The following is a 20,598-nucleotide window of genomic DNA, read 5'->3' as shown; positions in this document are numbered from 1 at the left end:
ATGGCACGTGATCTTGATGCGCGGATCTTTGTCGCCGGCCATCGTGGCATGGTCGGCTCGGCCATCGTGCGCCGGCTGTGGGCGCTGGGGTATACGCAGATCCTCACCGCCGGCCGCGATGAGCTGGACCTGCTTGACCCGGCGGCGGTGCAGGCGTATTTCGCCAGGCAGCGCGTGGACCAGGTGTACCTGGCGGCGGCCAAGGTGGGCGGGATTCATGCCAACGCGACTTACCCGGCGGACTTCATCTACCAGAACCTGATGATCCAGGCCAACGTGATCCATGCCGCCCACAGCCATGGCGTGCAGCACCTGTTGTTCCTCGGTTCGTCGTGCATCTACCCGGTGCATGCGCCGCAACCGATGATCGAGGCGGTGTTGCTGGATGGCGCGCTGGAACCCACCAACGAGCCTTATGCGGTGGCCAAGATTGCCGGGATCAAGCTGTGCGAAAGCTACAACCGCCAGCACGGCCGCGATTACCGCAGTGTGATGCCGACCAACCTGTACGGGCCGGGCGATAACTATCACCCGGAAAACAGCCATGTCATCGCAGCCTTGTTGCGGCGCTTCCATGAGGCGACCCAGCGCGGTGATGAGGAAGTGGTGATCTGGGGCAGTGGCCGGCCGCGCCGTGAGTTTTTACATGTGGATGACATGGCGGCGGCCAGCGTGCATGTCATGGAACTCGACGCCGAGCGTTACCGCGAGCAGACCCAGCCGATGTGCTCGCACCTGAACGTCGGCACCGGAATGGATTGCACCATCGCCGAGCTGGCCCAGGCCCTGGTACGCGTGACCGGCTTCCAGGGTCGTTTGCGCTTCGACGCCAGCAAGCCCGATGGCGCGCCACGCAAGTTGCTGGATGTGAGCCGTATCAATGCCCTTGGCTGGGAGGCCTACGTGCCCCTGGAGGAGGGCTTGCGCGACGCCTACAACGCTTATCTCGCGGCCCTCGAACAGCCTCGGGGCCAGTGATGAAAATCCTTCTGTATGGCATCAATTACAGCCCGGAGCTCACCGGTATCGGCAAGTACTCCGGTGAACATGCACGCTGGCTGGCCGAGCAGGGGCATGAAGTGCGGGTGGTGACGGCGCCACCGTATTACCCACAGTGGCAGGTGGGCGAAGGGTATTCGCCGTGGCGCTTTCGCACCGAGCAGGACGCGGGCGTGACGGTGATTCGCTGCCCACTGTATGTGCCGCGCCAGCCCACCGCGTTGACCCGCTTGCTGCACCTGCTGAGTTTTTCCGCCAGCTCGTTCCTGGCGGTGCTGGGGCAACTGCGCTGGAAACCCGACCTGGTGATGCTGGTAGTGCCCACGCTGTTGTGCGCGCCCCAAGCGTTACTGCTGGCCAAGCTCAGCGGTGCGCGTTCGGTGTTGCATATCCAGGATTATGAAGTGGATGCGATGTTCGGCCTGGGCATCGGCGGCGGTTCCTTGTTGCGGCGCCTGGCGTTTGGGATCGAGCGCTGGTTGCTGCGACGTTTTGATCGGGTCTCGACGATTTCCAGCGGCATGCTTGACAAGGCCCGTGGCAAAGGCGTGCTCAGCAAGCGCCTGCTGTTCTTTCCCAACTGGTCGGAAACCTCGCGTTTTCGCCAAGTAACGCACAGCCACGCTTTGCTTGAGCGCCTGGGTGTGCCGCCGGGAGCACGGGTGTTGTTGTACTCCGGCAACATCGGTGAGAAGCAGGGCTTGGAGCTGATCCTTGACGCCGCCCAGGCCCATGCCGATCGCCCGGAGCTGGTATTCCTGGTCGTCGGCCAGGGCACCGGCAAGGCGCGCTTGCTCGAACGGGTGCAGCGCGATGGCCTGCGCAATGTGCTGTTCGCGCCGTTGCAGGCCTACGAGGATTTACCGGCGCTGCTGGCCTCGGCCGATGCGCACCTAGTGATCCAGAAGCGCGGAGTGGCGGACGCGGTGTTGCCGTCCAAGCTCACCAACATCCTGGCGGTGGGCGGCAATGCAATTATCACCGCCGACCCCGACACCACACTCGGCCGCCTGTGCGAGGAACACACCGGCATTGCGGTGTTGATCGAGCCGGAATCCGTCGCGGCGCTGAACGCAGGGATCGAGCGGGTGCTGGCATTGCCCGCGCGCAATGAGGTGGCGTTGAACTACGCCAAGGAGTTCCTCGACAAGGAACGCATTCTGCAACGCTTTATGGCACAGGTTTGATGGTATGTGGCTTGATTTGTCGACCTTCCAAACGGTCGTGTCATCGACGCCTTTGGTGGCGATCGACCTGGTGGTGAGAAACCGCCGTGGCGATGTTTTTCTCGGCCTGCGCGTCAATCGGCCGGCCTATGGTTTCTGGTTCGTGCCCGGTGGGCGCATCCAGAAAAACGAAAGCCTGGACAGCGCTTTCCGGCGCATCACCCTGGAGGAGTTGGGGCGCACTTTCGAGCGCGCCAGTGCACGGCTGCTGGGGGTGTTCGAGCACTTTTACGATGACAGTGTCTTCGCCAACGCCGGGGACGGGCCGGACACCCACTACGTGGTGCTCAGCTATTGCCTAGAGCTGGACGACGACCCAACGCTGCAGCCACCTGTCGAGCAACACCAGCAGTACCGTTGGTGGCCGCAGGATGAGCTGCTCTTCAGTTCGCGGGTGCATAAACACACCCGTGCCTACTTCTGAATCTCTGTCCCAAGGATGCTCTCATGCTAATACCCGTGATCATGGCTGGCGGTTCGGGGTCGCGCCTGTGGCCGCTCTCGCGGCAACTGAACCCCAAGCAGTTCCTGCGCCTGACCGACGCGCACCTCTCGATGCTGCAGCAGACCATCACGCGGCTTGCAGGTGCCAACGTGGCGTTGCCCCAGCTGATCTGCAACGAACAACACCGCTTCCTGGTGGCCGAGCAATTGCGCCAGTTGGGCATGGAACAGGCGAGCATCCTGCTCGAGCCCGTGGGGCGTAACACGGCGCCAGCCATCGCGCTGGCGGCGTGCAAGGCCGTTGCCGAGGCCGATGACCCGATCCTGCTCGTGTTGGCGGCGGACCACTTGATCGAAGACATCCCGGCGTTTCATGCCAGCCTGGAAGTGGCACTGCCGCTGGCCAGGGACGGCAAGCTGGTGACCTTCGGCATCACGCCCACCAGCGCGCATACCGGCTACGGCTATATCGAGCAAGGTGGTGCGGTGGGCGAGGGCGGTTATCGGGTCAAGCGCTTCGTCGAGAAGCCGGACGCGGCCACGGCGGCGCAGTATGTGGCCGGCGGTGAGCATTACTGGAACAGCGGCATGTTCATGTTCCGCGCCAGCCGCTACCTGGAGGAGCTAGAACGCTTCCAGCCGGCGATTCTTGAAGCCTGCCGCGTAGCACTGGAGGGCGGAAGCCAGGACCTGCCGTTTACCCGGGTGCATGCCGCGACCTTTGCCACGTGCCCGGACGACTCCATCGACTACGCCGTCATGGAAAAAACCAGTGACGCGGTGATGGTGCCGCTGCAGGCGGGCTGGAGCGATATCGGCTCGTGGTCGGCGCTGTGGGAGGCCAGTGCAAAAGACGCCTGCGGCAATGTGTTGCGCGGCGATGGGTTGCTGCTGGATAGCCACAACACCTATGTCCATGCCGACAGCCGATTGGTCGCCACGGTTGGCGTGCAGGACCTGATCATCGTCGAGACCAAGGACGCTGTGCTGGTGGCCCACAAGGACCAGGTGCAGCAGGTCAAGGGCATCGTCGACCAGCTCAAGCAAGCCGGGCGGCATGAACACCTCAACCACCGTGAGGTGTATCGGCCCTGGGGCATGTATGACTCGGTGGATAACGGCCAGCGTTACCAGGTCAAGCGCATCACCGTGAAGCCGGGGGCCAAGCTGTCGGTGCAGATGCATCACCACCGCGCCGAGCACTGGATCGTGGTCAGCGGCACGGCCCGGGTGACCAATGGCGAGCAGACTTACCTGGTCTCGGAAAACCAGTCGACCTATATCCCCATTGGCCAAGTGCACGCGCTGGAGAATCCGGGGGTGATCCCGTTGGAGTTGATCGAAGTGCAGTCGGGTTCCTACCTGGGTGAAGACGACATTGTGCGTTTTGAAGACAAGTACGGACGGGCCTGAAGTTTCCGACAATTAATAACGTTTTATATAACTTCAATCGCACGCAATGCAGTGACGGCCGGGCGCTTCGCCGGGAAAACGTTATTTTCAAATAATAACGTTAAATCTTACTTGTCTGGCGTGCTGTTTAGTTGGGTGGCACTATCGGCCTGACTACTCACTGACGATAAGGAGTCTGTTATGAGGACATCACTGGCTATTATTATGCTCAGTGTCTTGAGTACGTCCGCGTTGGCTGCCGAGTTGCCGTTGGGGCTCGACACCGCCGTGGTGGGGTCTGTGACGGTCGGGGAAACCCTGCTGGTCGCCAGCGCCCTTGTTGCCGGCGTTGCCGCGGCATCTAGCAGCGGCGGTAGCTCCAACGGCGGCACCACCACAGGTACCACTGGCACGACCGGCACCACAGGTACCGGCAACTAGTTGTAAACCTTCCGCTTTTGGACCGCTTGGATTCCCCGCCCAAGTGGTCTTTTTTTCTTGTCGTTTATCGCGAGTGTCCTAGCACTATGATGCGTATTTTTTCTGTTGCGGCCGTGGCCGCTGCATTGTTGCAAGGCTGCATGTTTGCCCCGGGTCAATATATGGATACCGCGGCGTTGACCGAGGGCGGCAGGGCTGAAAACAGTCGGGTGGATTTAATTCCGATCACGCCAAAGTTGCTCGCCATGGACGCGGCAACCCAAGTGCCTTATTCCATACCGGCGGAACTATTAAGTTATAAACCTGGCCCGTATTTGATCGGCGCCAATGACGCGCTGTATATCACCGTGTGGGATCACCCTGAACTCACCGCACCTTCCGGCGCACAGCAACAGATCGACGCCAACGGGCGCCTGGTCAGCCCCGAGGGCAACCTGTTTTACCCCTACGTGGGCGAACTGGTCGCCAAGGGGCGTTCGATTGAAGCGCTGCGCAGTGAGATCACTGACAAGTTGCGCCAATACATCGACAGCCCACAGGTAGACGTCAGCGTGCTGCGTTTTGCCAGCCAACGCGTGGTGGTGACCGGCGCAGTAGCCAAAGCGGGGCCGCTGCCGATCACCACCATCCCGATGAGTGTGATGGAGGCTGTCTCCACGGCGGGGATCGACCCGCTGAATGCCGACCTGTCGAACCTGACGCTCACCCGTGGCGGCAAGCGCTACACCCTGGACCTCGACACGCTCAACCTGGCGCAGTCACGCTTGAACGACATTTACCTCAAGGACGGCGACCAGCTGTACCTGGCCTACAACGACCGCAAGCGCATCTATGTGATGGGCGAGGTCATGCAGCCGCGTGCGCTGAGCTTCAAGACCCGCAGCATGAACCTTTCCGACGTGCTCGGCTCGGTGGGAGGGGTCAACCAGAACACCTCCAATGCCGACGCCATCTATGTGATCCGAGGCGCGCAGAATATTGCGGCAGAGCCGGCCAAGGTATTCCAGCTGGAAGCGGCTTCCCCTTCGGCCATGGCCCTGGCCACGCGCTTTGAGGTGCAGCCCCAGGATGTCGTGTTTGTCGGCCCCGCCAATATCACGCGCTGGAACCGCTTTATCAGTCAGTTGATCCCTTCCGCCACGATCGTCGGCATCGGCGCGTCCACTCAGAACAACTTGAGCGAAGCCAGCAACCGATAGGGTGGAACCTGCGTGAACACTCTTAAAATCGTTACTTACATGGGGTTGGCGTGGCTGCTGGGTGGCTGCAATCCGCTGATGACGGCCTCCCTCGACACGTTCAGGGCGGCCGTTGCCGGGCCCGCGCCGCTGGTGTTGACCCAGGCGCAGGTGGACGCAGTGCCGTTCCCGCAGATCAAGGTCACCACAGTATCCAGCGAAGGGGTGATGGCGCTGATTCGCCAGCGCGGCGACCTGCAATTCTGGGTGGCATCGGGCAAGCAGGTGCTGCTGATGCGTGATGGCCTGGTGGTGCGCACGGTTGGCCTCGGTGCCGAGCTGGATGGCACGCACTGGCAGGGGCAATCACCGTTCCAGCTGGGATTGCACCGCGTGCCGGACGGCTATCGCAGTACGCGGCAAATCGATTGGGTGGGTGGTTATCGCATGGGTATCCCACTGACCAGCCGCATGACGCGCAAGGGCATCGAAACCATCGAGATTCTCGACAAATCCTATGCCTTGTTGCGGATCGACGAAGACGTTGAAGGCGCTGGTTTTCAGGCGCGCAACCGTTACTGGGTCGACCCCGCCGACGGCTTTATTGTGCAGAGTGAACAACACCTTTCGCCCAGCCTGACCCTGACCATCACCCAGTTGCAACCCTCCCGTAAGGACGCCCGATGACCCGTCGAAAACTCACGGCGCTGGTCCTGTCGTGCAGCTGTGCCAGTGTGAGCCAGGCTGCGATGACGGTCAGCGGCGAGGTACGCAACCCAGGCCCCATCGCGCTGCAAACCGGGGCACGCTTGTTGGAGGTGATCACGGCGGCGCAACCGGATGCCCAAGGCTATTGGCTGGGCGCTGCCTGGCTGCATCAACCGTTGCTCGAACGTCAGGCGCGGCTCAAGGCCGGCGTGTTGTTTGACCTGCAAACCCTGCACCAGGCCGCGTTGGCGGCTGGTCGTGCAGGTCGTGCCGCTGTTGCCGCGCAGGTGTATCAACAGGTGCAGGCCTTACCGGTGACCGGCCGCCAGTTGGCGGTGCTGGACCCGGTAGCGGTGGAGGTCGGTTTTGCGCCCAACCTGCCGGTCAGCGAGGGCGACCGCCTGGTGTACCCGTCGAGGCCTGACAGCGTGCGTGTGCTGGGCGCGGTCGCCGCGGCGTGCACCTTGGTATTTCAGCCGCAGCAGCAGGCGCGCGACTACCTCGCGGCGTGCCCGCCATCCGTGGAAGCGGACGCCGATTACCTGTGGCTGATCCAGCCCGACGGGCAGGTCACTCGCCTGGGCATTGCCCCCTGGAACCGTGAAGACGGCGCAGCTCCTGCGCCCGGCAGCACGCTGCTGGTGCCGATTCGCAGCGATGACCTGGGCCCGCCCACCCCTGAACTGAATCAGCAATTGGCCGAGTTTCTCGCCACCCAACCTCTGGCCGAGGTCACGCCTTGAAATTATGTATTGCGGCCGTGCTGCTGGTGCCGTGTGGCGTCGCGCATGGCGATCCCCGTTATACCCAAAGCGATTTTGGCGGGGTGGGGTTGCTGCAAACCCCCACCGCACGCATGGCGCCCGCCGGCGAGCTGAGCATCAACGCCAACCGCACCGAGCCCTACAGCCGCTACAGTTTTTCGGCGCAGCCGCTCGACTGGCTGGAAGGCACCTTTCGCTACACCGCGATCACCAACCGCCTGTATGGCGCCGAGTCGTTCAGCGGCGGCCAAAGCTACAAGGACAAGGCCGTCGACGCCAAAGTGCGCCTGTATCAGGAAAGCCATTGGCTGCCGGAAGTGGCACTGGGGTTCACGGACCTGGGCGGCACCAGCTTGTTTTCCAGCGAGTACCTAGTGGCCAACAAGCGTTATGGCGATTTGGATTTCAGCGCCGGCATCGCCTGGGGTTACATGGGCAGTCGCGGTGATTTCGGCAACCCATTGGGCGTGTTGGATGATCGTTACAACAGGCGGCCCACCGCCGAAGGTTCCGGCAGCTTTTCCAACGGCTATTTCCGCGGCCGGCCCGCGCTGTTTGGCGGGATCGCTTACCAGACGCCCTGGGCGCCGTTGAGCCTCAAGCTCGAGGTTGAAGGTAACGATTACAAGCACGAACCTCGGGACAATGCGTTTCGCCAGGACTCGCCGGTCAACCTGGGCCTGGTCTACAAGCTCGCCGACTCCATCGACGTGAGTGCCGCCTGGGAACGTGGCAACACCGCGATGTTCGGCATCACTCTGCACACCAATTTTGCCAGCCGCAAGGCACCGGTAAAAACCTACGACCCACCGGCCCCCCCATTGCCGGCCAAGGCCCCGAGCACACCGCCCGACCAGGTGGACTGGGCGGCAGTCTCCCAGCGCCTGCATGACAATGCCGGCTACAACGTGCAGCGCATCACCCAACGCGGGCCGGAGCTGGTGGTCTATGGCGAACAGCAGCGCTATTTCTACAGCGCCAAGGCGGTAGGGCGCGCCAGTCGTATCCTGGACAACAGCGTGAACGACCAGATTGATTGGTTCACGTTGGTCAGCGAACGTTATGCCATGCCGATCGAGGAAACCAGCGTGCCCCGCGGGACCTTCCGCGAAGTGGTCAACAACCGCGAAGACTTGCAGGACCTGCACCGTCAGGTCGAGGTCAATCGCGCCAGTGAGCGCACGCAGACGCTGCTCTATACCCAACGGCCCATGCCCTTCAGCTATGGCGTCGGCCTTGGCTATAAGCAGAACGTCGGCGGGCCGGATGGTTTGCTCTACCAGGTTTCTGCCGATCTCGACGCCGAATACCGCTTTACCCGCAACACGTGGTGGAGCGGTTTGCTGAGCGTGAACCTGTTGAACAACTACGATGGTTTTACCTATGACGCGCCCACGGGGTTGCCTCGGGTACGCACCGACCTTCGCAAGTACATGACCAGTGCTGACGTCACCCTGCCGACCTTTCAGCTCAACCATGCGCAGCGTCTGGATCAGGACCTGTACGGCATGGTTTACGGTGGTTTGCTCGAGTCGATGTACGCCGGTGTCGGCAGCGAAGTGTTGTACCGGCCGATGGGCCAGGGCTGGTCAGTCGGGGCTGACCTGAACTACGTGCGCCAACGCGGCTTCGAGCAGGATTTCAGCCTGCGCGATTACCGCACGGTGACCGGGCATATCACCGGCTACACGGACCTGCCGTTCAACCTGCAGGGCGCCTTGAGCGTCGGTCGCTACCTGGCCAGGGACTGGGGCGCGACGCTGGATCTTTCGCGGGAATTCAACAATGGCGTGCGCATCGGTGCGTGGATCACCCGTACCAACGTGTCCAAGGAAGAGTTTGGCGAAGGCAGCTTCGACAAAGGTCTCTATCTGTCCATTCCGTTCGACGAGTTGATGAGCCTGTCGACCATGCGCCGCGCCAACCTGGTGTGGGCACCGCTGACGCGTGACGGCGGCGCGCGGCTGAATCGCGCCTATTCATTGCATTCGATGACGGATGGTCGGGACAGTAAATTGTTCTACAAGAACATCGACAAGATGACGGAGTGAGGCGGGGAGGGGGACTGAGTGTCCCCCTTTTTTTCAGTAAATATCCTTGGACAGCAGCGTAAATGGCGTCTTCACCAGGATCTTGATATCCAGCCACAGCGACCAGGTATTGATGTAGAGCAGGTCGATATCGACGCGTTTTTGCATCTTCTCCAGTGTCTCGGTCTCACCCCGACAACCATTGATCTGCGCCAGCCCCGTGATACCGGGCTTGATGCGATGGCGCGCCATGTACGCGTGAATCTTCCCCGAGTAATAGTCGTTATGCGCAACGGCATGGGGCCGCGGTCCGACCAGGGCCATGTGCCCTTGCAGCACGTTGAACAGCTGTGGCAATTCATCGATGGAGGTACGCCGGATAAACCGGCCGACCGGGGTGATGCGCGAGTCGTTGCGGCTGGCCTGGCGTACCTCGTGGTCGTCGTGCATACGCATCGAGCGGAACTTCCATACCTTGATCACCTCGCCATTCCAGCCATGGCGGTCCTGTTTGAAAATCACCGGGCCGGGAGACGTGAGCTTGATCAGCAGGGCGAACACCAACAACACCGGGCTTAGCACCAGGATCGCGAGCAAGGCCAGGCTCTTGTCCAGCAACGACTTGCTCAGGGCGGCGGTGGGGCGGCTGGTCAGCGGGCTTTCGTTGAGGAAGATCGCCGGCAGCCCATCCACTTCGGCCACGCAATGATTGAGAAGCAGCATGTTGTTGAGGTCGGGCACCCAGATTACATCCACACTGATTTCCAGCAAGTTGAGGTACAGCGCCTCGATGTGGGTGGCATCCTGCAACGAGTGAGTGATGTAGAGCCGGCGAATGCCGTGCTGCCGGATCAATTGCGGTAATTGCGGCAGTTCGCCGAGTATCTGCGATTGCGCCTCCGACGCCGCATTGGCGTGGCTGCCGACCAGTCCAACCAAAGGTGAACGCTTCTGGCGCGACAGCGTTTTGGCCAAGTCGACCGCCAGTTTGCCGGTGCCCACGATCAATGACTTGTGCCGCTGGTGAAGTTGGCGATGGTAATACCTAGACAGGCTGTGCAACGGGATATAACACAGTGCCAACAGTGGGTAGCTGACTGCCGCCCACAACATTAAAATTTCCAGAGGAAACAATGAACTTGCATTACAAGCAATGCCCACGGCAAACAATATACCTATGGTCAGCAACCAACCCATGAATAGTCGACCTAGGCCCACGCCATAATCGTCTTTCTTACTATATACATCACACAGGCTATACGCAGGCAGCGACGCCAGTATGGTAAAAGCGGCTAAGACACGATAGTTATACTCAAGTTGCCCGGTTTTCAAGAGCACCAACATAAACAACAGTGTCACGACCAAACCCGATGCGAGCGTCCACTGGCCCCAGAACGTCAAACCCTTGGGCGTCAGGTTGCGATGCATTCTAGTGTTATTCAGCATAGTTCTGCTCCCGGTGGTGACCACGTGCGTCGTGGCAGGGTTTAATCACGCGGTGCAATACCGCATTAAAACGACAGGCACGCGCAAGCGCGTACCCGTGGATAGTAATGAACGGCAGGGCGCATTGGCTGACGACTTATAACAAGGCCAGCGGAATTTTATTAGAGGGTGTTATAAAAAGGCAGGTATCAATAGGCAGGGTGAGTGACAACGTGTCGCTGTTTTTATAGTTAACGGCGTGACTGATTCAGCTCGAGCGGTTTTTTGATTTTTTGGGTGAGGCAATAACCACGGTTTCTGACTGCACGAAACAGGCGTTCGCCGTCGTTGGCCCGCTTAAACTTTTCTTGCAGTCGACTCAGGCACATTTCCAATCCGCGATATAACTCGGGCTCGCGCCCGATATTACGGATCAACTCTTCCTTGCTCACGACGCGCTCTTCATGATGCAACATTTTTTTAATCAGTGCGGATTCAATGGTGGTCAAGGAGATGCGCAAGCCGCCCTTGACCAGGGTTCGGTCATGCTGGGTCAGCAGCCAGAAATCCTGAGCGTACAGTTGAGTTCGCTCAGGGTTTATTTCCGGAGGACGCGTATGGTTTTTCGGCGTGCTGTCATGATCCTTTGGCATGGGCATTCTGGATTCTTGTCGCACAGCGGTAGAAGAATGTGAGGGTAGCGTTATTGTATGGGTCATGACATAGGCGTTAAGCCATGGGTGTTCACTGGGGCTGGAATGTCGATGGCTGACTTCGCGTTTTTTGTCGGCGATCTCCGTGGTTGCTGGTGCGCCAATATCATAATGAAACAGCTCTGCATTGGGCGTGAAGTCCTGCAGTGCGATAGCCGGAACTGTCGATGTAAAGGCGTATTTCTTGAGAGAGCTCATGGCGTTCACCGGTATCAGGAAAGATGCTGTTGTTATAAGCGGTCAGCAGGAGAGTAATAACCGCCCTGAAAGTATTCGAAAGGCAGGTTTTTAGCCAGAAGGGCGCTATCGGCAAATTCAACCGTGTCAGCAATGAAACATACCCCGGTCGCACTGATCAGCTCTAGCATGCGGTCGTAGAGCCGATCGAACAGATCGGAGCGTGTGTTGAGACTCAGCCGGAGTGCGGAATCCGGGAACGGCATTTTTATATAGTCGTAGAGCTTGAGATCGATCAGCAGGTCTGCCGGCTTTGTATCGAGTCTGTAATTATGGTAGGCAAGTGTGAGGCTGCATTGGTCTTTTAGTTTATATAACTGGCGCACCATCGCCCTGCGTTCAACCGGACCGGGGAGGGCATCCAACGGGTTATCGATACTGAGGGTGAAGGGAAGTGTGTGCTTTTCCAGTGACTGGGCAGTCTGAATAATGCGCTTGTGAAAGTCTTCGTTCATCAAGACGGCTTGATTAATCCGCAGGAACCTGTGGCTTACCGTTGGGTTCAAGGCATTGCGCCGTGCGCTGATACGCTGCAGTGCCTCGCTGTAGGCACGTTGAGGTAATGCCTGAGTGTCCTCGGACGTCAGGCTGATTTCATTGCCCCAGAGTGTATGGTTGCGGTCAACAATGGCCTGCCTGAAAAGGTTGAAGTCCACACTGTGCGCAGGGGATATTCTCTTGCTATTCACGATTCGACCTCTCTTGGGCGGCTTGCAAATGGCTGGCGCAAATAAGACCCCGGCTTAGTTTGTATCCATAACCGCGGATATTCTGAATGATATTGTCACCGTAGTACGCCTTGATTTTACTGCGCAATCGGCTGATGGATTTTTCCAGCGCGCGGGAGTCATAGTATTTGGTATTAAGTCCCATGACGGCGGCGATCTCGTTGTGACTGAGTAGTCGACGCTGGATAAGCGCTTCCAATACTTTCATTTCAACAAAGGAAATCTCCAGTTTTTTGCCGTCACCGTGAATGCACATGCGGTCCTGATCGAGCACCAGTGTGCAACGATTCAGTCGTGCAGTTTCGCTGAGTAAGTCTTCAAACAGGCTCGGTTTTTTTTCAGATGATGTGTCTATCACTTTGATGCAGTAGTCCGCGCCGGCCAGATAATATTTAGTTTTACTCAAGGTCGAGGCAAAAGTGATAACAACGAATATCGTGCAGCCAGGGTTTTTAGCTCGGGTTCTTCTTATTATATCCAGGGTTTGGTTGCTGGCCGAGGGTGTGTCGATTTCTATAATGATGGCGCGGTAATTTCCCTGGCTTTCCTGGGGGTCAACTAGTTGTTCGTAGTAACGTGTATCGACTTTTAAATCATCCGTTACCGTGCGTACTATGAGCGCTCGAAAGTTCTCCGATTTAGATTGAGTCCGTGCAATAGCGAGGACATTGGAAAAATGCATCACCTACTCCCTTTTCCGGCATGCAAGGCCGTCAGTTCAATCGATGCTAGCGTTTAGATACTAATCGAATTGAATACGGCAAAACGTGACAAATTTTAACATTCGCCACTTTGTTTTTCAGAGAGGGAGGGGGTGTTGCGCGGCTATTGCGAGGGTGTTTGTACGAACGTACACATATGCTAGTGCAAATTCTTAATGCTCGATAAGTATTTTAGACCAAACGTTTTTTTGGTGGAATCGGGTAAACCCTTGCATCGCAAGTGGGAGGGGTTGGGGTTGGATTAAGCCAGCGACGCTTCGGCGAACTCATCGGTTGCGGGGCTCCGCGGTCATGCCGGCACGTTAGCCGGCAACGTCGGCCAGTTGTTGGTGCAGATGGCCCGGCACTTGGGCGCTACAGTGTTCGCCACCGGCAGCACCGTTGAAAAATGCGCGATTGCGCGTGAACGTGGCGCCCACCAGGCGTGGCAGTGCGACAACGGCCGATTCGCCGACCATGTGTTGCGGGCAACAGACGGGAAGGGCGTTGATGTGGTCTTCGATTCCCTCGGCAAAAGCACCTTGCGCGACAGTTTTCGCGCCTGCCGCACACGTGGCTTGATCGTCAACTACGGCAATGTTTCGGGCTCGCTGACGGACCTGGACCCGATTGAACTGGGCGAGGCCGGGTCTTTATTTTTGACGCGGCCACGGCTGGCCGACCACATGGCCGATGGCGCCACCGTGCAACGACGTGCCAATGCGGTCTTTGCGGCGATGCTCAAAGGGGCTTTGACGGTGGATATCGAGGGGCATTACACGCTGGAGACCTTGCAGCAGGTGCACGAACGCATCGAAGCGCGGCAACAGGTCGGCAAGGCGGTGCTGTGGGTGGACCGTGAGTTGCATTAATAGCGGGCGAAAAAAAACCGGCTGATCAGGCCGGTTTGGGGTTCCCGCAAGCAGCGGGAGGTTAAGCGTTGTTGCCTTGCAGACGATCAGCACCGCCTTCAGCCAGACCGCGTTCTTGCAGACGATCAGCACCGCCTTCAGCCAGACCGCGTTCTTGCAGACGATCAGCACCGCCTTCAGCCAGACCGCGCTCTTGCAGACGATCAGCACCGCCTTCAGCCAGACCGCGTTCTTGCAAGCGATCAGCACCGCCTTCGGCGACACGGCGTTCCAGCAGGCGGTCCGAACCACCCTCTGCAACACGACTTTCGATCAGGCGATCCGAACCGCCTTCAGCCACCACGGGGTGAGCAAATGCGTTTGCAGCAAGTACCGAGAAAGCGAGGCTAAGCAAGATTTGGCGTTTCATGATGGTGTGCTCCGAGTGTTTTAGTTTGGGTGTTGCCTGGTATGGGTTTGATGGTACGCGTTGCATTTTTTAAGAGAACTTCATTGGGCTGATGGTGACTATCGACGCCAGCGATGGCTCGTGTTGGCGGGCCATCGCGGGGCCGGTCATGGCATCTGCGGCAATTCCTGGGGGCGCAGGTCGAACACCAGCACCTCGGCGTCTTCACCCTGGCTCAGGCGCAGCTGCCGCTCATCCCGTACCCGAGCGCCATCGCCTTCCTGCAAGCGCTGGCCGTTCACTTCAACGCTGCCCCGGGCCACATGGATGTACACGTGGCGATCCGGCGGCAGGTCCAGAGTTGCGGCTTCGTCACCGTTGAACAGCCCGGCATACACCCGTGCGTCCTGGCGCACGCTGAGGGAGCCGTCGTTGCCCTCTGGCGAGATGATCAGTTGCAGACGCCCACGTTTCTGCGCCTCGCTGAAGTGCTCCTGCTGGTAGCGCGGCTCGGCACCGGCCACGGCGGGCACGATCCAGATTTGCAGGAAGTGCACGCCACGGCTTTGGCTGTGGTTGAACTCGCTGTGGGCCACGCCGCTGCCGGCGCTCATCAGTTGCACATCGCCAGGGCGGATCACCGAGCCGGTGCCCAGAGTGTCCTTGTGTTCCAGGGCGCCCTCGAGCACGTAGGAGAAAATCTCCATGTCGCGGTGTGGGTGCTGGCCGAAGCCTTTGCCAGCGGCGACGCGGTCATCGTTGATCACCAGCAGGTCGGAAAACCCTTGTTCATTCGGGTTCCAGTAGCTGGCGAACGAGAAGGTGTGGAACGACTTCAACCAACCGTGATTGGCGGCGCCGCGTTCGGAAGCTTTGCGAAGGGTCAGCATGGTCTTGTCCTCAAGTGGGAGCGGGCTGCGACATGCAGGGCTCCGTCGTTGAGAAAGAGATTAATGGTTACTAGCTGATTGATTAAGAAGGTGAATTCTGAATAACTGTCTCTTATCAGTTGACAGTTGCAGGCATGGCATAATGTCCGCCGTTTCCTTTTTGATGGATCTTTTCCCAAATGAAAACCGTGGCCATGGCGCTGTTTCCGGACTTTCTCCTGCTCGACATGGCCGGACCGCTCGAAGTGTTCTCCATTGCCAACCGCTACCTGCCGGTAGCGGCGCACTACCAGATCCTCACCATCGGCACCGAGCCCGGCCCGCTGCGTGCTTCCAACGGCGTGATGGTGCAGACCGATCTGCTGCTGGATCAGGCCCAGGATGCCTACGATCTGCTGCTGGTGCCCGGCGGGCCCGGTGCCTATAACGAATGCCACCCCGCGCTGTTGCGGTGGCTCAAGGCAGCTGCCCCGAGGGCGCGGCGCTTCGGCTCGATATGCACCGGGGCGTTCGTGCTGGGGCATGCAGGCCTGCTTGACGAGCACCGTGTGACGACCCATTGGCACTACACCGAACGGCTGATCAGGGCGTTCCCCAAGGCGATTGTCGAGACGGATCGAATCTACTTGCAGGACGGGCGCTTGATGACCTCGGGTGGCGTCACGGCCGGTATCGACTTGGCGCTGTCGGTGGTCGCCCAGGACCATGGCAAGCAAGTCGCGGTGGACGTGGCCAAGGTGCTGCTGGTGGTAATGAAGCGCCAGGGCGGCCAAGCACAGTTCAGCCCGATGACAGCAGCGGTTGCGCCCCAGGAAACTGCGATTACCCGCGTGCAGAACCATGTCCTGGAGCATTTGGAGCAACCCTTCACCATCGAGTCCATGGCCGAGCTGGCCGGCATGAGCGCACGCCATTTTGCGCGGGTGTTTGCCAAGGATGTGCAGATGACGCCCATGGCGTTCCTGCAAGGTGCACGCATCGACCGCGCCCGGCAGTTGCTGGAATCCACCGATCTGCCGCTCAAGACCGTGGCTTTCCACGCAGGCTTTGGCAGCGTGCGGCATATGCGCTTTTTGTTCAGTGAGAAACTGGGCCTCAACCCGACCCAATACCGACAGCAGTTCAGTTAACGGCAGAATGTCCGTCTCGCGCACTCGATTGTCCGTGTCGCTCCCCGTTCCAGCATTGTCCTGTCATCGCCAACTGGCAAGATAGCGTCAAGCCCATGGAAAAGGATGCGCAAACGCCCAAGGCCGGGTGTTTCAGCGCGATTACCCACATGAATAATCCTCTGGCGATTGACGCTGATGGCACGGTCCGCTTCGGCGCCTATGTCTTTCACCGGCAACAGCGGTTGGTCAGCAAGGCTGGCTGGCCGGTGCCTCTGGGCGGACGCGCGCTGGATATCCTCACGGCGCTGCTCGAGGCGCCGGGGCAGTACATCAGCAAGGCCACCCTGATCGAGCGGGTCTGGCCGAAGAGCGTGGTGGAAGAAAACAACTTGCGCGTGCACATCGCCGCACTGCGTCGCGCCCTCGATGGGCAACGCTTCATTCTCAACGACCCGCAGCGCGGCTACTGTTTCGCAGCACCTGTACAGGGCGCGGTACACGCCGTGCTGCCCCGGCACAATCTGGCGGCACGGCTCAGCCCTGTGATTGGCTGCGATGAACTGTTGGGTGTGCTGGTGCGGCGCCTGTCGGGGCAGCGCCTGATGACCCTCACCGGGTGCGCCGGCGTAGGCAAGAGCACCGTGGCCCTGGCGCTGGCCGGACGTGTATTGCCGCGCTATCGGGACGGTGTGTGGTGGGTCGATCTGGCCACTGTGGAAGCGCCGATGAGTATGCTGCGCCACCTGGCCACCGCGCTGAACCTTGAAACGGGCGCCAGCGCTACCGAGTTGAGCCGTCAATTGACCTCCCGCCAGTTGTTGCTGGTGCTCGACGGCGCCGACCTTTTGCTCGGCGCGTGCCGTCACCTGGTGCGGGTGCTACGCGAAACAGCGCCTCAAGTCAGTGTGCTGGTGAGTAGCCGTGAGGCCCTGCAAGTTCACGGCGAATGGGTGCAACGCGTGCCCCGGTTGGCGGTGCCTGCACCGTCGGCACTGAGCAGTGTTGAACAGGCGATGGCCTACCCGGCCGTGCAGTTGTTCGTCGCCCGCGGGCGTGCCAGTCAACAGGGCTTTGTGTTGCGGCCCCAGGACCTGGTGCCGCTGCGGGATATCTGCCGACGCCTGGATGGCATTCCCCTGGCCCTGGAACTGGCAGCCGCTCAAGTGGACGCCCTGGGTGTGCGCGGTCTGCAGCAGCAACTGTGCAGGGGCTTGCAAGTGCTGACCCGCGGCCGCCGTACGGCAGTGGAACGTCACCAATCCCTGACCGCCGCCCTCGACTGGACCTGCGAGCGCCTCAGCCTGCCGGAGCGCTGGCTGTTCCTGCAATTGGGGTTGTTCAAGATGGCGGTGACCTTGCCCACCTTGAGTGAACTGGTCGCCGGCACCGAGCTGGAACACGCCGATCTGTCCTACCTGCTGGGGCGTCTTGTCGGCATGTCGTTGCTGACCCTCGAACCCGGCCCCGGCAAGTCGCGTTACCGTCTGCTCAATTGCGTGGGCAGCTATGCCTTGGCACAACTGCGCGATCCGGAGCAGGTGACGCGTTTGCAGCAGGGTTATGGACATTACCTGGGACCGTTTTCAGGCCGGCCGTTTGTCCTCAAGCTCGTCGAGCAGGCTGCGTACGCGAACTAGGTCCTGGGTGGCGAAGCCTTCGGTGAATCGCGCGTAGATTGAACTCAACAGGTCGCGCGCAGCTTGCTCGCGACCTTGGGGCAGCCACAGCTGCGCCAATGATGTCGCGCAACGCAGCTCCCAGGCGAGCGCGCCTTGCTGGTGCGCCATCGCCAGAGCATCGTGCAGCAGTGCTTCGGCCGCGTGGGTATCCGCCATGCTGTCGGCGCGTACTCGCAGAATTTCCGGCGCGCACCAGCCCGCGCTGCCTGTGCGTGCACGTTCGAAGGCAGGCTCATCGACCGAGTGTGCACCCAGCGTGATCAGGATGTCCTCGATCAGCCCCAAGCCTTGCCATTCTTTATGCCCGAGGATGCCGGCGTAGTGCCCCGCCCAAGTCTGGAACAGTTGCACCGAATGCTTGTGCGCGTGTTCCTGCAACAGTGCCTGCAGCGTCTGGGCGTTGTCCTCTTCACCGTTGTAGCGGGCGATCATCACGCCTGCCAGGGCCAGGGTGTAGCAGATGGAGGTGCCATGATTGATTTGCAGCGCCAGTTCCAACGCTTGGCTGGCGGTACGCCAGGCTTGCTCGGGGAAACCTTGCAACCAGAGGATTCGCGCTAATACAGTCAGGGAGGCAACGTTTTGCTCGTATTGCACGCCAATCGCGTGGGCGAACCGGTTGAGGTGGCCGCTGTGCGCCATGCGTTGGATCAATTGTTCGGCGTTATGCCGGGCGAGTGCCTGATTGCCGTTGTAGTGCTGCGCCAGTACCCGCAGGCGTTGGGCGCTCAAGCCCAGCAGCGGGTCGGTGCGTGGGTCGAGGCGATCAAATTGCATGCTCTGCGCCAGCGCCTGGCGATAGCGGCCTGCGCACAGGTTCACCGCCATTTGCCCGGAGATGGCGCGCATTTGGCCAGCGACATCCTGGCGCTCCTCAGCCAGGCGTTGAGCCCCGACAAAGGCCGCGATGGTCTGGGGAGCAGCCCCCATGGCGTGGTAAGACAGGCTGCCCAGCGCCAATTGCAGTTGCATCTTCAACTGAGTGCAGGGTGTACGGACCTGCTCAATCAATGCCAGCGCCTTGCCCACATACAAACCGTGTTCCCGGAGCAACGATAACTCTTGCCAGAGCGGCATTGCGCTGACCGTCAAGCGGATAGCCAGCAGGTTTTCACCGTCCGGTGCGAGCCCCCAGTCGAGCGCGGCGCGGACGTCTTCGCGCAGCGGCGCATAGCGGTCGATCCAGGGCTGGGTCGCGATCAGCTCCCAATCGCCGCGCGCCTGTTCCATCAGTGCCAGGCAGCGCGCTGCATGGCGCTCGCGCGTGGCGTCGAGCTCATGGGCAACGCTGAGTTTTTCCAGGGCGTAGGTGCGCGTGATGTCCAGCAGGCGATAGCCCATCTCGTCATCACCGGCCTCCACATTGAGCAAGGATTTGGCCACCAATTGCGTGATCGAGCCCAGCACCTCAGCCGGCGCCACCTGTTCCCCGGCAATCACCGCCGCGGCGCTCGCCAGGCTGAACCCACCCCGGAACACTGCCAGGCGCCGCAGGCAGACTTGCTCGCAGGCGGTCAGCAGGTCAAAGCTCCAGTCCAGCGTGGCGCGCAGGGTCTGATGCCGCGGCAGCGCACTGCGTCGGCCACGGGTGAGCAGGCGGAAGTTGTCTTCCATCTGCACCAGTAGCCCGGGCAGGCCGAAGCGTTCGATTTGCGCCGCCACCAGTTCGATCGCCAGGGGGATGCCGTCCAGACGCTGACAGATATCAATCGCCAGCGGCAGTTCGGTTTCACTCAGTTCAAAACTGTCCTGATGGGACATGGCCCGCTCGATCAACAATTGCAGGGCCGGGTAGCCCAGCGCCTGGGCGCGGTTACCGGTGGCAGGCGGGCAGGCCAGGGGTTCCAGACGCTGCACGTACTCGCCCTCGGCGCGCAATGCCTCGCGGCTGGTGGCCAGGATGTTCAGCCTGGGCGCGTGGCGCAGCAAGGTTTCGCTGATCAGGGCGATGTCATCGAGCAGGTGTTCGCAGTTGTCGATCACCAGCAGCAACTGGCGCTCCTGCAAACTGCGGGCGAACGTGGCCAATGGTTCGTGCTCGACGTGGGTCAGGTCGAGCAGGACGGCGAGATTGGGCAGGATCATCGACGGCGCGCTCAGCGGCGCCAGGTCGAGCAAGCGAATACCATCGCGGTAATGTCCGATCAGCAATTCCGCCACGCGCAAGGCGACAGTGGTCTTGCCGATACCGCCGGTGCCGGTCAGGGTGATGAAGCGTTGTTCGGGCAGTTGTTGCACCAGGCTGTCGATCAGGGCATGGCGGCCGATCATCCGGGTGCGGCGCAAGGGCAGGTTGTGGCACGGGCTTTGGGGAGCGCCGTCGGTGGGTAGCGTCATCGGTTCGATGCTCAGTGGCGCAACAAAACTGTAGCCGCGCTGGGCCACAGTGACGATATAGCGCTGCCCGGCCTGGCCGTCGCCCAAGGCCTTGCGCAACGCCGCCATGTGCACGCGCAGGTTGCCGTCCTCCACCACGCTTTTCGGCCAGACCCGGGCGATCAGTTCCTGCTTGCTCACCACATTGCCGGCCTGCTCCAGCAGGATCAGCAGGATATCCACTGCCCGCCGTCCCAGGCGCAACGGGCGACCCGCCTCCAGCACCAGGCGTTGGCGCGGGTGGATGCGGTAAGGGCCGAAATGCACGGCCTGATCGCTGAGGTCACTCATCGGT

Annotated in this window: 18 protein-coding genes and 1 pseudogene; 12 read left to right on the top strand and 7 right to left on the bottom strand. The window is 60.5% G+C overall.

The genetic code is table 11. The features are described from left to right. From fcl to AACY08_RS00260, 9 genes are all read left to right on the top strand, one after another. Positions 1-978: a GDP-L-fucose synthase gene (gene fcl / locus AACY08_RS00300; RefSeq protein WP_339467257.1), complete on the top strand. Its 978-nt coding sequence runs from the start codon at positions 1-3 to the stop codon at positions 976-978. Next, complete coding sequence (locus AACY08_RS00295; RefSeq protein ID WP_339467255.1) at positions 978-2,186, top strand: glycosyltransferase WbuB; 1,209 nt, start codon at positions 978-980, stop codon at positions 2,184-2,186. Before fcl ends, AACY08_RS00295 begins: the two co-directional genes overlap by 1 nt. A gap of 4 nt (positions 2,187-2,190) precedes the next feature. Next, the gene (locus tag AACY08_RS00290; protein WP_339467253.1) at positions 2,191-2,649 is read left to right on the top strand and encodes a GDP-mannose mannosyl hydrolase; all 459 of its coding nucleotides are present in this window, start codon (positions 2,191-2,193) and stop codon (positions 2,647-2,649) included. 23 nt (positions 2,650-2,672) lie between these two features. Further along, entirely contained in the window at positions 2,673-4,082 is a 1,410-nt protein-coding gene (locus AACY08_RS00285) for a mannose-1-phosphate guanylyltransferase/mannose-6-phosphate isomerase (protein WP_339467252.1), read from the top strand. A 180-nt stretch (positions 4,083-4,262) separates the two neighbouring features. Beyond that, positions 4,263-4,502 carry a hypothetical protein gene (locus AACY08_RS00280; protein WP_339467250.1) on the top strand — a complete coding sequence of 80 codons (240 nt, stop codon included), beginning with the start codon at positions 4,263-4,265 and terminating at the stop codon, positions 4,500-4,502. 86 nt (positions 4,503-4,588) lie between these two features. Beyond that, positions 4,589-5,701 (top strand): polysaccharide biosynthesis/export family protein, encoded by a 1,113-nt coding sequence (locus AACY08_RS00275; RefSeq protein ID WP_339467249.1) that lies wholly within the window; start codon positions 4,589-4,591, stop codon positions 5,699-5,701. Between the two features lie 12 nt (positions 5,702-5,713). Further along, positions 5,714-6,367, top strand: coding sequence for a YjbF family lipoprotein (locus tag AACY08_RS00270; protein ID WP_445262013.1), 654 nt, complete (start codon positions 5,714-5,716; stop codon positions 6,365-6,367). Further along, the gene (locus tag AACY08_RS00265; RefSeq protein ID WP_339467248.1) at positions 6,364-7,131 is read left to right on the top strand and encodes a capsule biosynthesis GfcC family protein; all 768 of its coding nucleotides are present in this window, start codon (positions 6,364-6,366) and stop codon (positions 7,129-7,131) included. The genes AACY08_RS00270 and AACY08_RS00265 overlap by 4 nt, the downstream gene beginning before the upstream one ends. Then, positions 7,128-9,203: a YjbH domain-containing protein gene (locus tag AACY08_RS00260; RefSeq protein WP_339467247.1), complete on the top strand. Its 2,076-nt coding sequence runs from the start codon at positions 7,128-7,130 to the stop codon at positions 9,201-9,203. Before AACY08_RS00265 ends, AACY08_RS00260 begins: the two co-directional genes overlap by 4 nt. Positions 9,204-9,236: 33 nt before the next feature. Here AACY08_RS00260 and AACY08_RS00255 read toward each other — a convergent pair whose 3' ends face one another. From AACY08_RS00255 to AACY08_RS00240, 4 genes are all read right to left on the bottom strand, one after another. Then, on the bottom strand, positions 9,237-10,628 hold the full coding sequence (locus AACY08_RS00255) for an undecaprenyl-phosphate glucose phosphotransferase (RefSeq protein ID WP_339467246.1): 1,392 nt from the start codon (positions 10,626-10,628) through the stop codon (positions 9,237-9,239). A gap of 230 nt (positions 10,629-10,858) precedes the next feature. Then, on the bottom strand, positions 10,859-11,518 hold the full coding sequence (locus AACY08_RS00250) for a winged helix-turn-helix domain-containing protein (protein ID WP_339467243.1): 660 nt from the start codon (positions 11,516-11,518) through the stop codon (positions 10,859-10,861). A gap of 32 nt (positions 11,519-11,550) precedes the next feature. Next, a complete protein-coding gene (locus tag AACY08_RS00245; RefSeq protein WP_339467242.1) occupies positions 11,551-12,246 on the bottom strand; it encodes a hypothetical protein in 696 nt (231 codons plus the stop codon). Continuing rightward, complete coding sequence (locus AACY08_RS00240) at positions 12,239-12,967, bottom strand: winged helix-turn-helix domain-containing protein (RefSeq protein ID WP_339467241.1); 729 nt, start codon at positions 12,965-12,967, stop codon at positions 12,239-12,241. The genes AACY08_RS00245 and AACY08_RS00240 overlap by 8 nt, the downstream gene beginning before the upstream one ends. Positions 12,968-13,312: 345 nt before the next feature. On the opposite strand from AACY08_RS00240, the pseudogene AACY08_RS00235 reads away from it, so the two are divergent. Further along, a pseudogene (locus tag AACY08_RS00235) lies at positions 13,313-13,858 on the top strand (zinc-binding dehydrogenase); the annotation flags it as partial. A 61-nt stretch (positions 13,859-13,919) separates the two neighbouring features. Here the strand turns inward: AACY08_RS00235 and AACY08_RS00230 are convergent. Together AACY08_RS00230 and AACY08_RS00225 are read right to left on the bottom strand one after the other, a co-directional pair. Next, on the bottom strand, positions 13,920-14,267 hold the full coding sequence (locus AACY08_RS00230) for a hypothetical protein (protein ID WP_339467239.1): 348 nt from the start codon (positions 14,265-14,267) through the stop codon (positions 13,920-13,922). 146 nt (positions 14,268-14,413) lie between these two features. Next, a complete protein-coding gene (locus tag AACY08_RS00225; protein ID WP_339457391.1) occupies positions 14,414-15,136 on the bottom strand; it encodes a pirin family protein in 723 nt (240 codons plus the stop codon). A 179-nt stretch (positions 15,137-15,315) separates the two neighbouring features. Between AACY08_RS00225 and AACY08_RS00220 the strand changes: the two genes are divergently transcribed. Both AACY08_RS00220 and AACY08_RS00215 read left to right on the top strand, forming a co-directional pair. Then, positions 15,316-16,266 (top strand): GlxA family transcriptional regulator, encoded by a 951-nt coding sequence (locus AACY08_RS00220; RefSeq protein WP_339467238.1) that lies wholly within the window; start codon positions 15,316-15,318, stop codon positions 16,264-16,266. A gap of 95 nt (positions 16,267-16,361) precedes the next feature. Then, positions 16,362-17,885 carry a winged helix-turn-helix domain-containing protein gene (locus AACY08_RS00215; RefSeq protein WP_339467236.1) on the top strand — a complete coding sequence of 508 codons (1,524 nt, stop codon included), beginning with the start codon at positions 16,362-16,364 and terminating at the stop codon, positions 17,883-17,885. Here AACY08_RS00215 and AACY08_RS00210 read toward each other — a convergent pair. Next, on the bottom strand, positions 17,832-20,594 hold the full coding sequence (locus tag AACY08_RS00210) for an ATP-binding protein (RefSeq protein WP_339467235.1): 2,763 nt from the start codon (positions 20,592-20,594) through the stop codon (positions 17,832-17,834). The genes AACY08_RS00215 and AACY08_RS00210 overlap by 54 nt on opposite strands. Positions 20,595-20,598: the final 4 nt, after the last annotated feature.

The organism is Pseudomonas sp. EL_65y_Pfl1_R83 (assembly GCF_963970695.1).
Taxonomy (GTDB): domain Bacteria; phylum Pseudomonadota; class Gammaproteobacteria; order Pseudomonadales; family Pseudomonadaceae; genus Aquipseudomonas; species Aquipseudomonas tritici.
This window is presented reverse-complemented; position numbering and strand designations above follow the sequence as displayed.

Coding starts and splice junctions, on each gene's coding strand:
- fcl (WP_339467257.1), top strand. CDS start 1: ATGGCACGTGATCTTGATGCGCGGATCTTTGTCGCCGGCCATCGTGGC.
- AACY08_RS00295 (WP_339467255.1), top strand. CDS start 978: ATGAAAATCCTTCTGTATGGCATCAATTACAGCCCGGAGCTCACCGGT.
- AACY08_RS00290 (WP_339467253.1), top strand. CDS start 2,191: ATGTGGCTTGATTTGTCGACCTTCCAAACGGTCGTGTCATCGACGCCT.
- AACY08_RS00285 (WP_339467252.1), top strand. CDS start 2,673: ATGCTAATACCCGTGATCATGGCTGGCGGTTCGGGGTCGCGCCTGTGG.
- AACY08_RS00280 (WP_339467250.1), top strand. CDS start 4,263: ATGAGGACATCACTGGCTATTATTATGCTCAGTGTCTTGAGTACGTCC.
- AACY08_RS00275 (WP_339467249.1), top strand. CDS start 4,589: ATGATGCGTATTTTTTCTGTTGCGGCCGTGGCCGCTGCATTGTTGCAA.
- AACY08_RS00265 (WP_339467248.1), top strand. CDS start 6,364: ATGACCCGTCGAAAACTCACGGCGCTGGTCCTGTCGTGCAGCTGTGCC.
- AACY08_RS00255 (WP_339467246.1), bottom strand. CDS start 10,628: ATGCTGAATAACACTAGAATGCATCGCAACCTGACGCCCAAGGGTTTG.
- AACY08_RS00250 (WP_339467243.1), bottom strand. CDS start 11,518: ATGAGCTCTCTCAAGAAATACGCCTTTACATCGACAGTTCCGGCTATC.
- AACY08_RS00240 (WP_339467241.1), bottom strand. CDS start 12,967: ATGCATTTTTCCAATGTCCTCGCTATTGCACGGACTCAATCTAAATCG.
- AACY08_RS00230 (WP_339467239.1), bottom strand. CDS start 14,267: ATGAAACGCCAAATCTTGCTTAGCCTCGCTTTCTCGGTACTTGCTGCA.
- AACY08_RS00225 (WP_339457391.1), bottom strand. CDS start 15,136: ATGCTGACCCTTCGCAAAGCTTCCGAACGCGGCGCCGCCAATCACGGT.
- AACY08_RS00220 (WP_339467238.1), top strand. CDS start 15,316: ATGAAAACCGTGGCCATGGCGCTGTTTCCGGACTTTCTCCTGCTCGAC.
- AACY08_RS00215 (WP_339467236.1), top strand. CDS start 16,362: ATGGAAAAGGATGCGCAAACGCCCAAGGCCGGGTGTTTCAGCGCGATT.
- AACY08_RS00210 (WP_339467235.1), bottom strand. CDS start 20,594: ATGAGTGACCTCAGCGATCAGGCCGTGCATTTCGGCCCTTACCGCATC.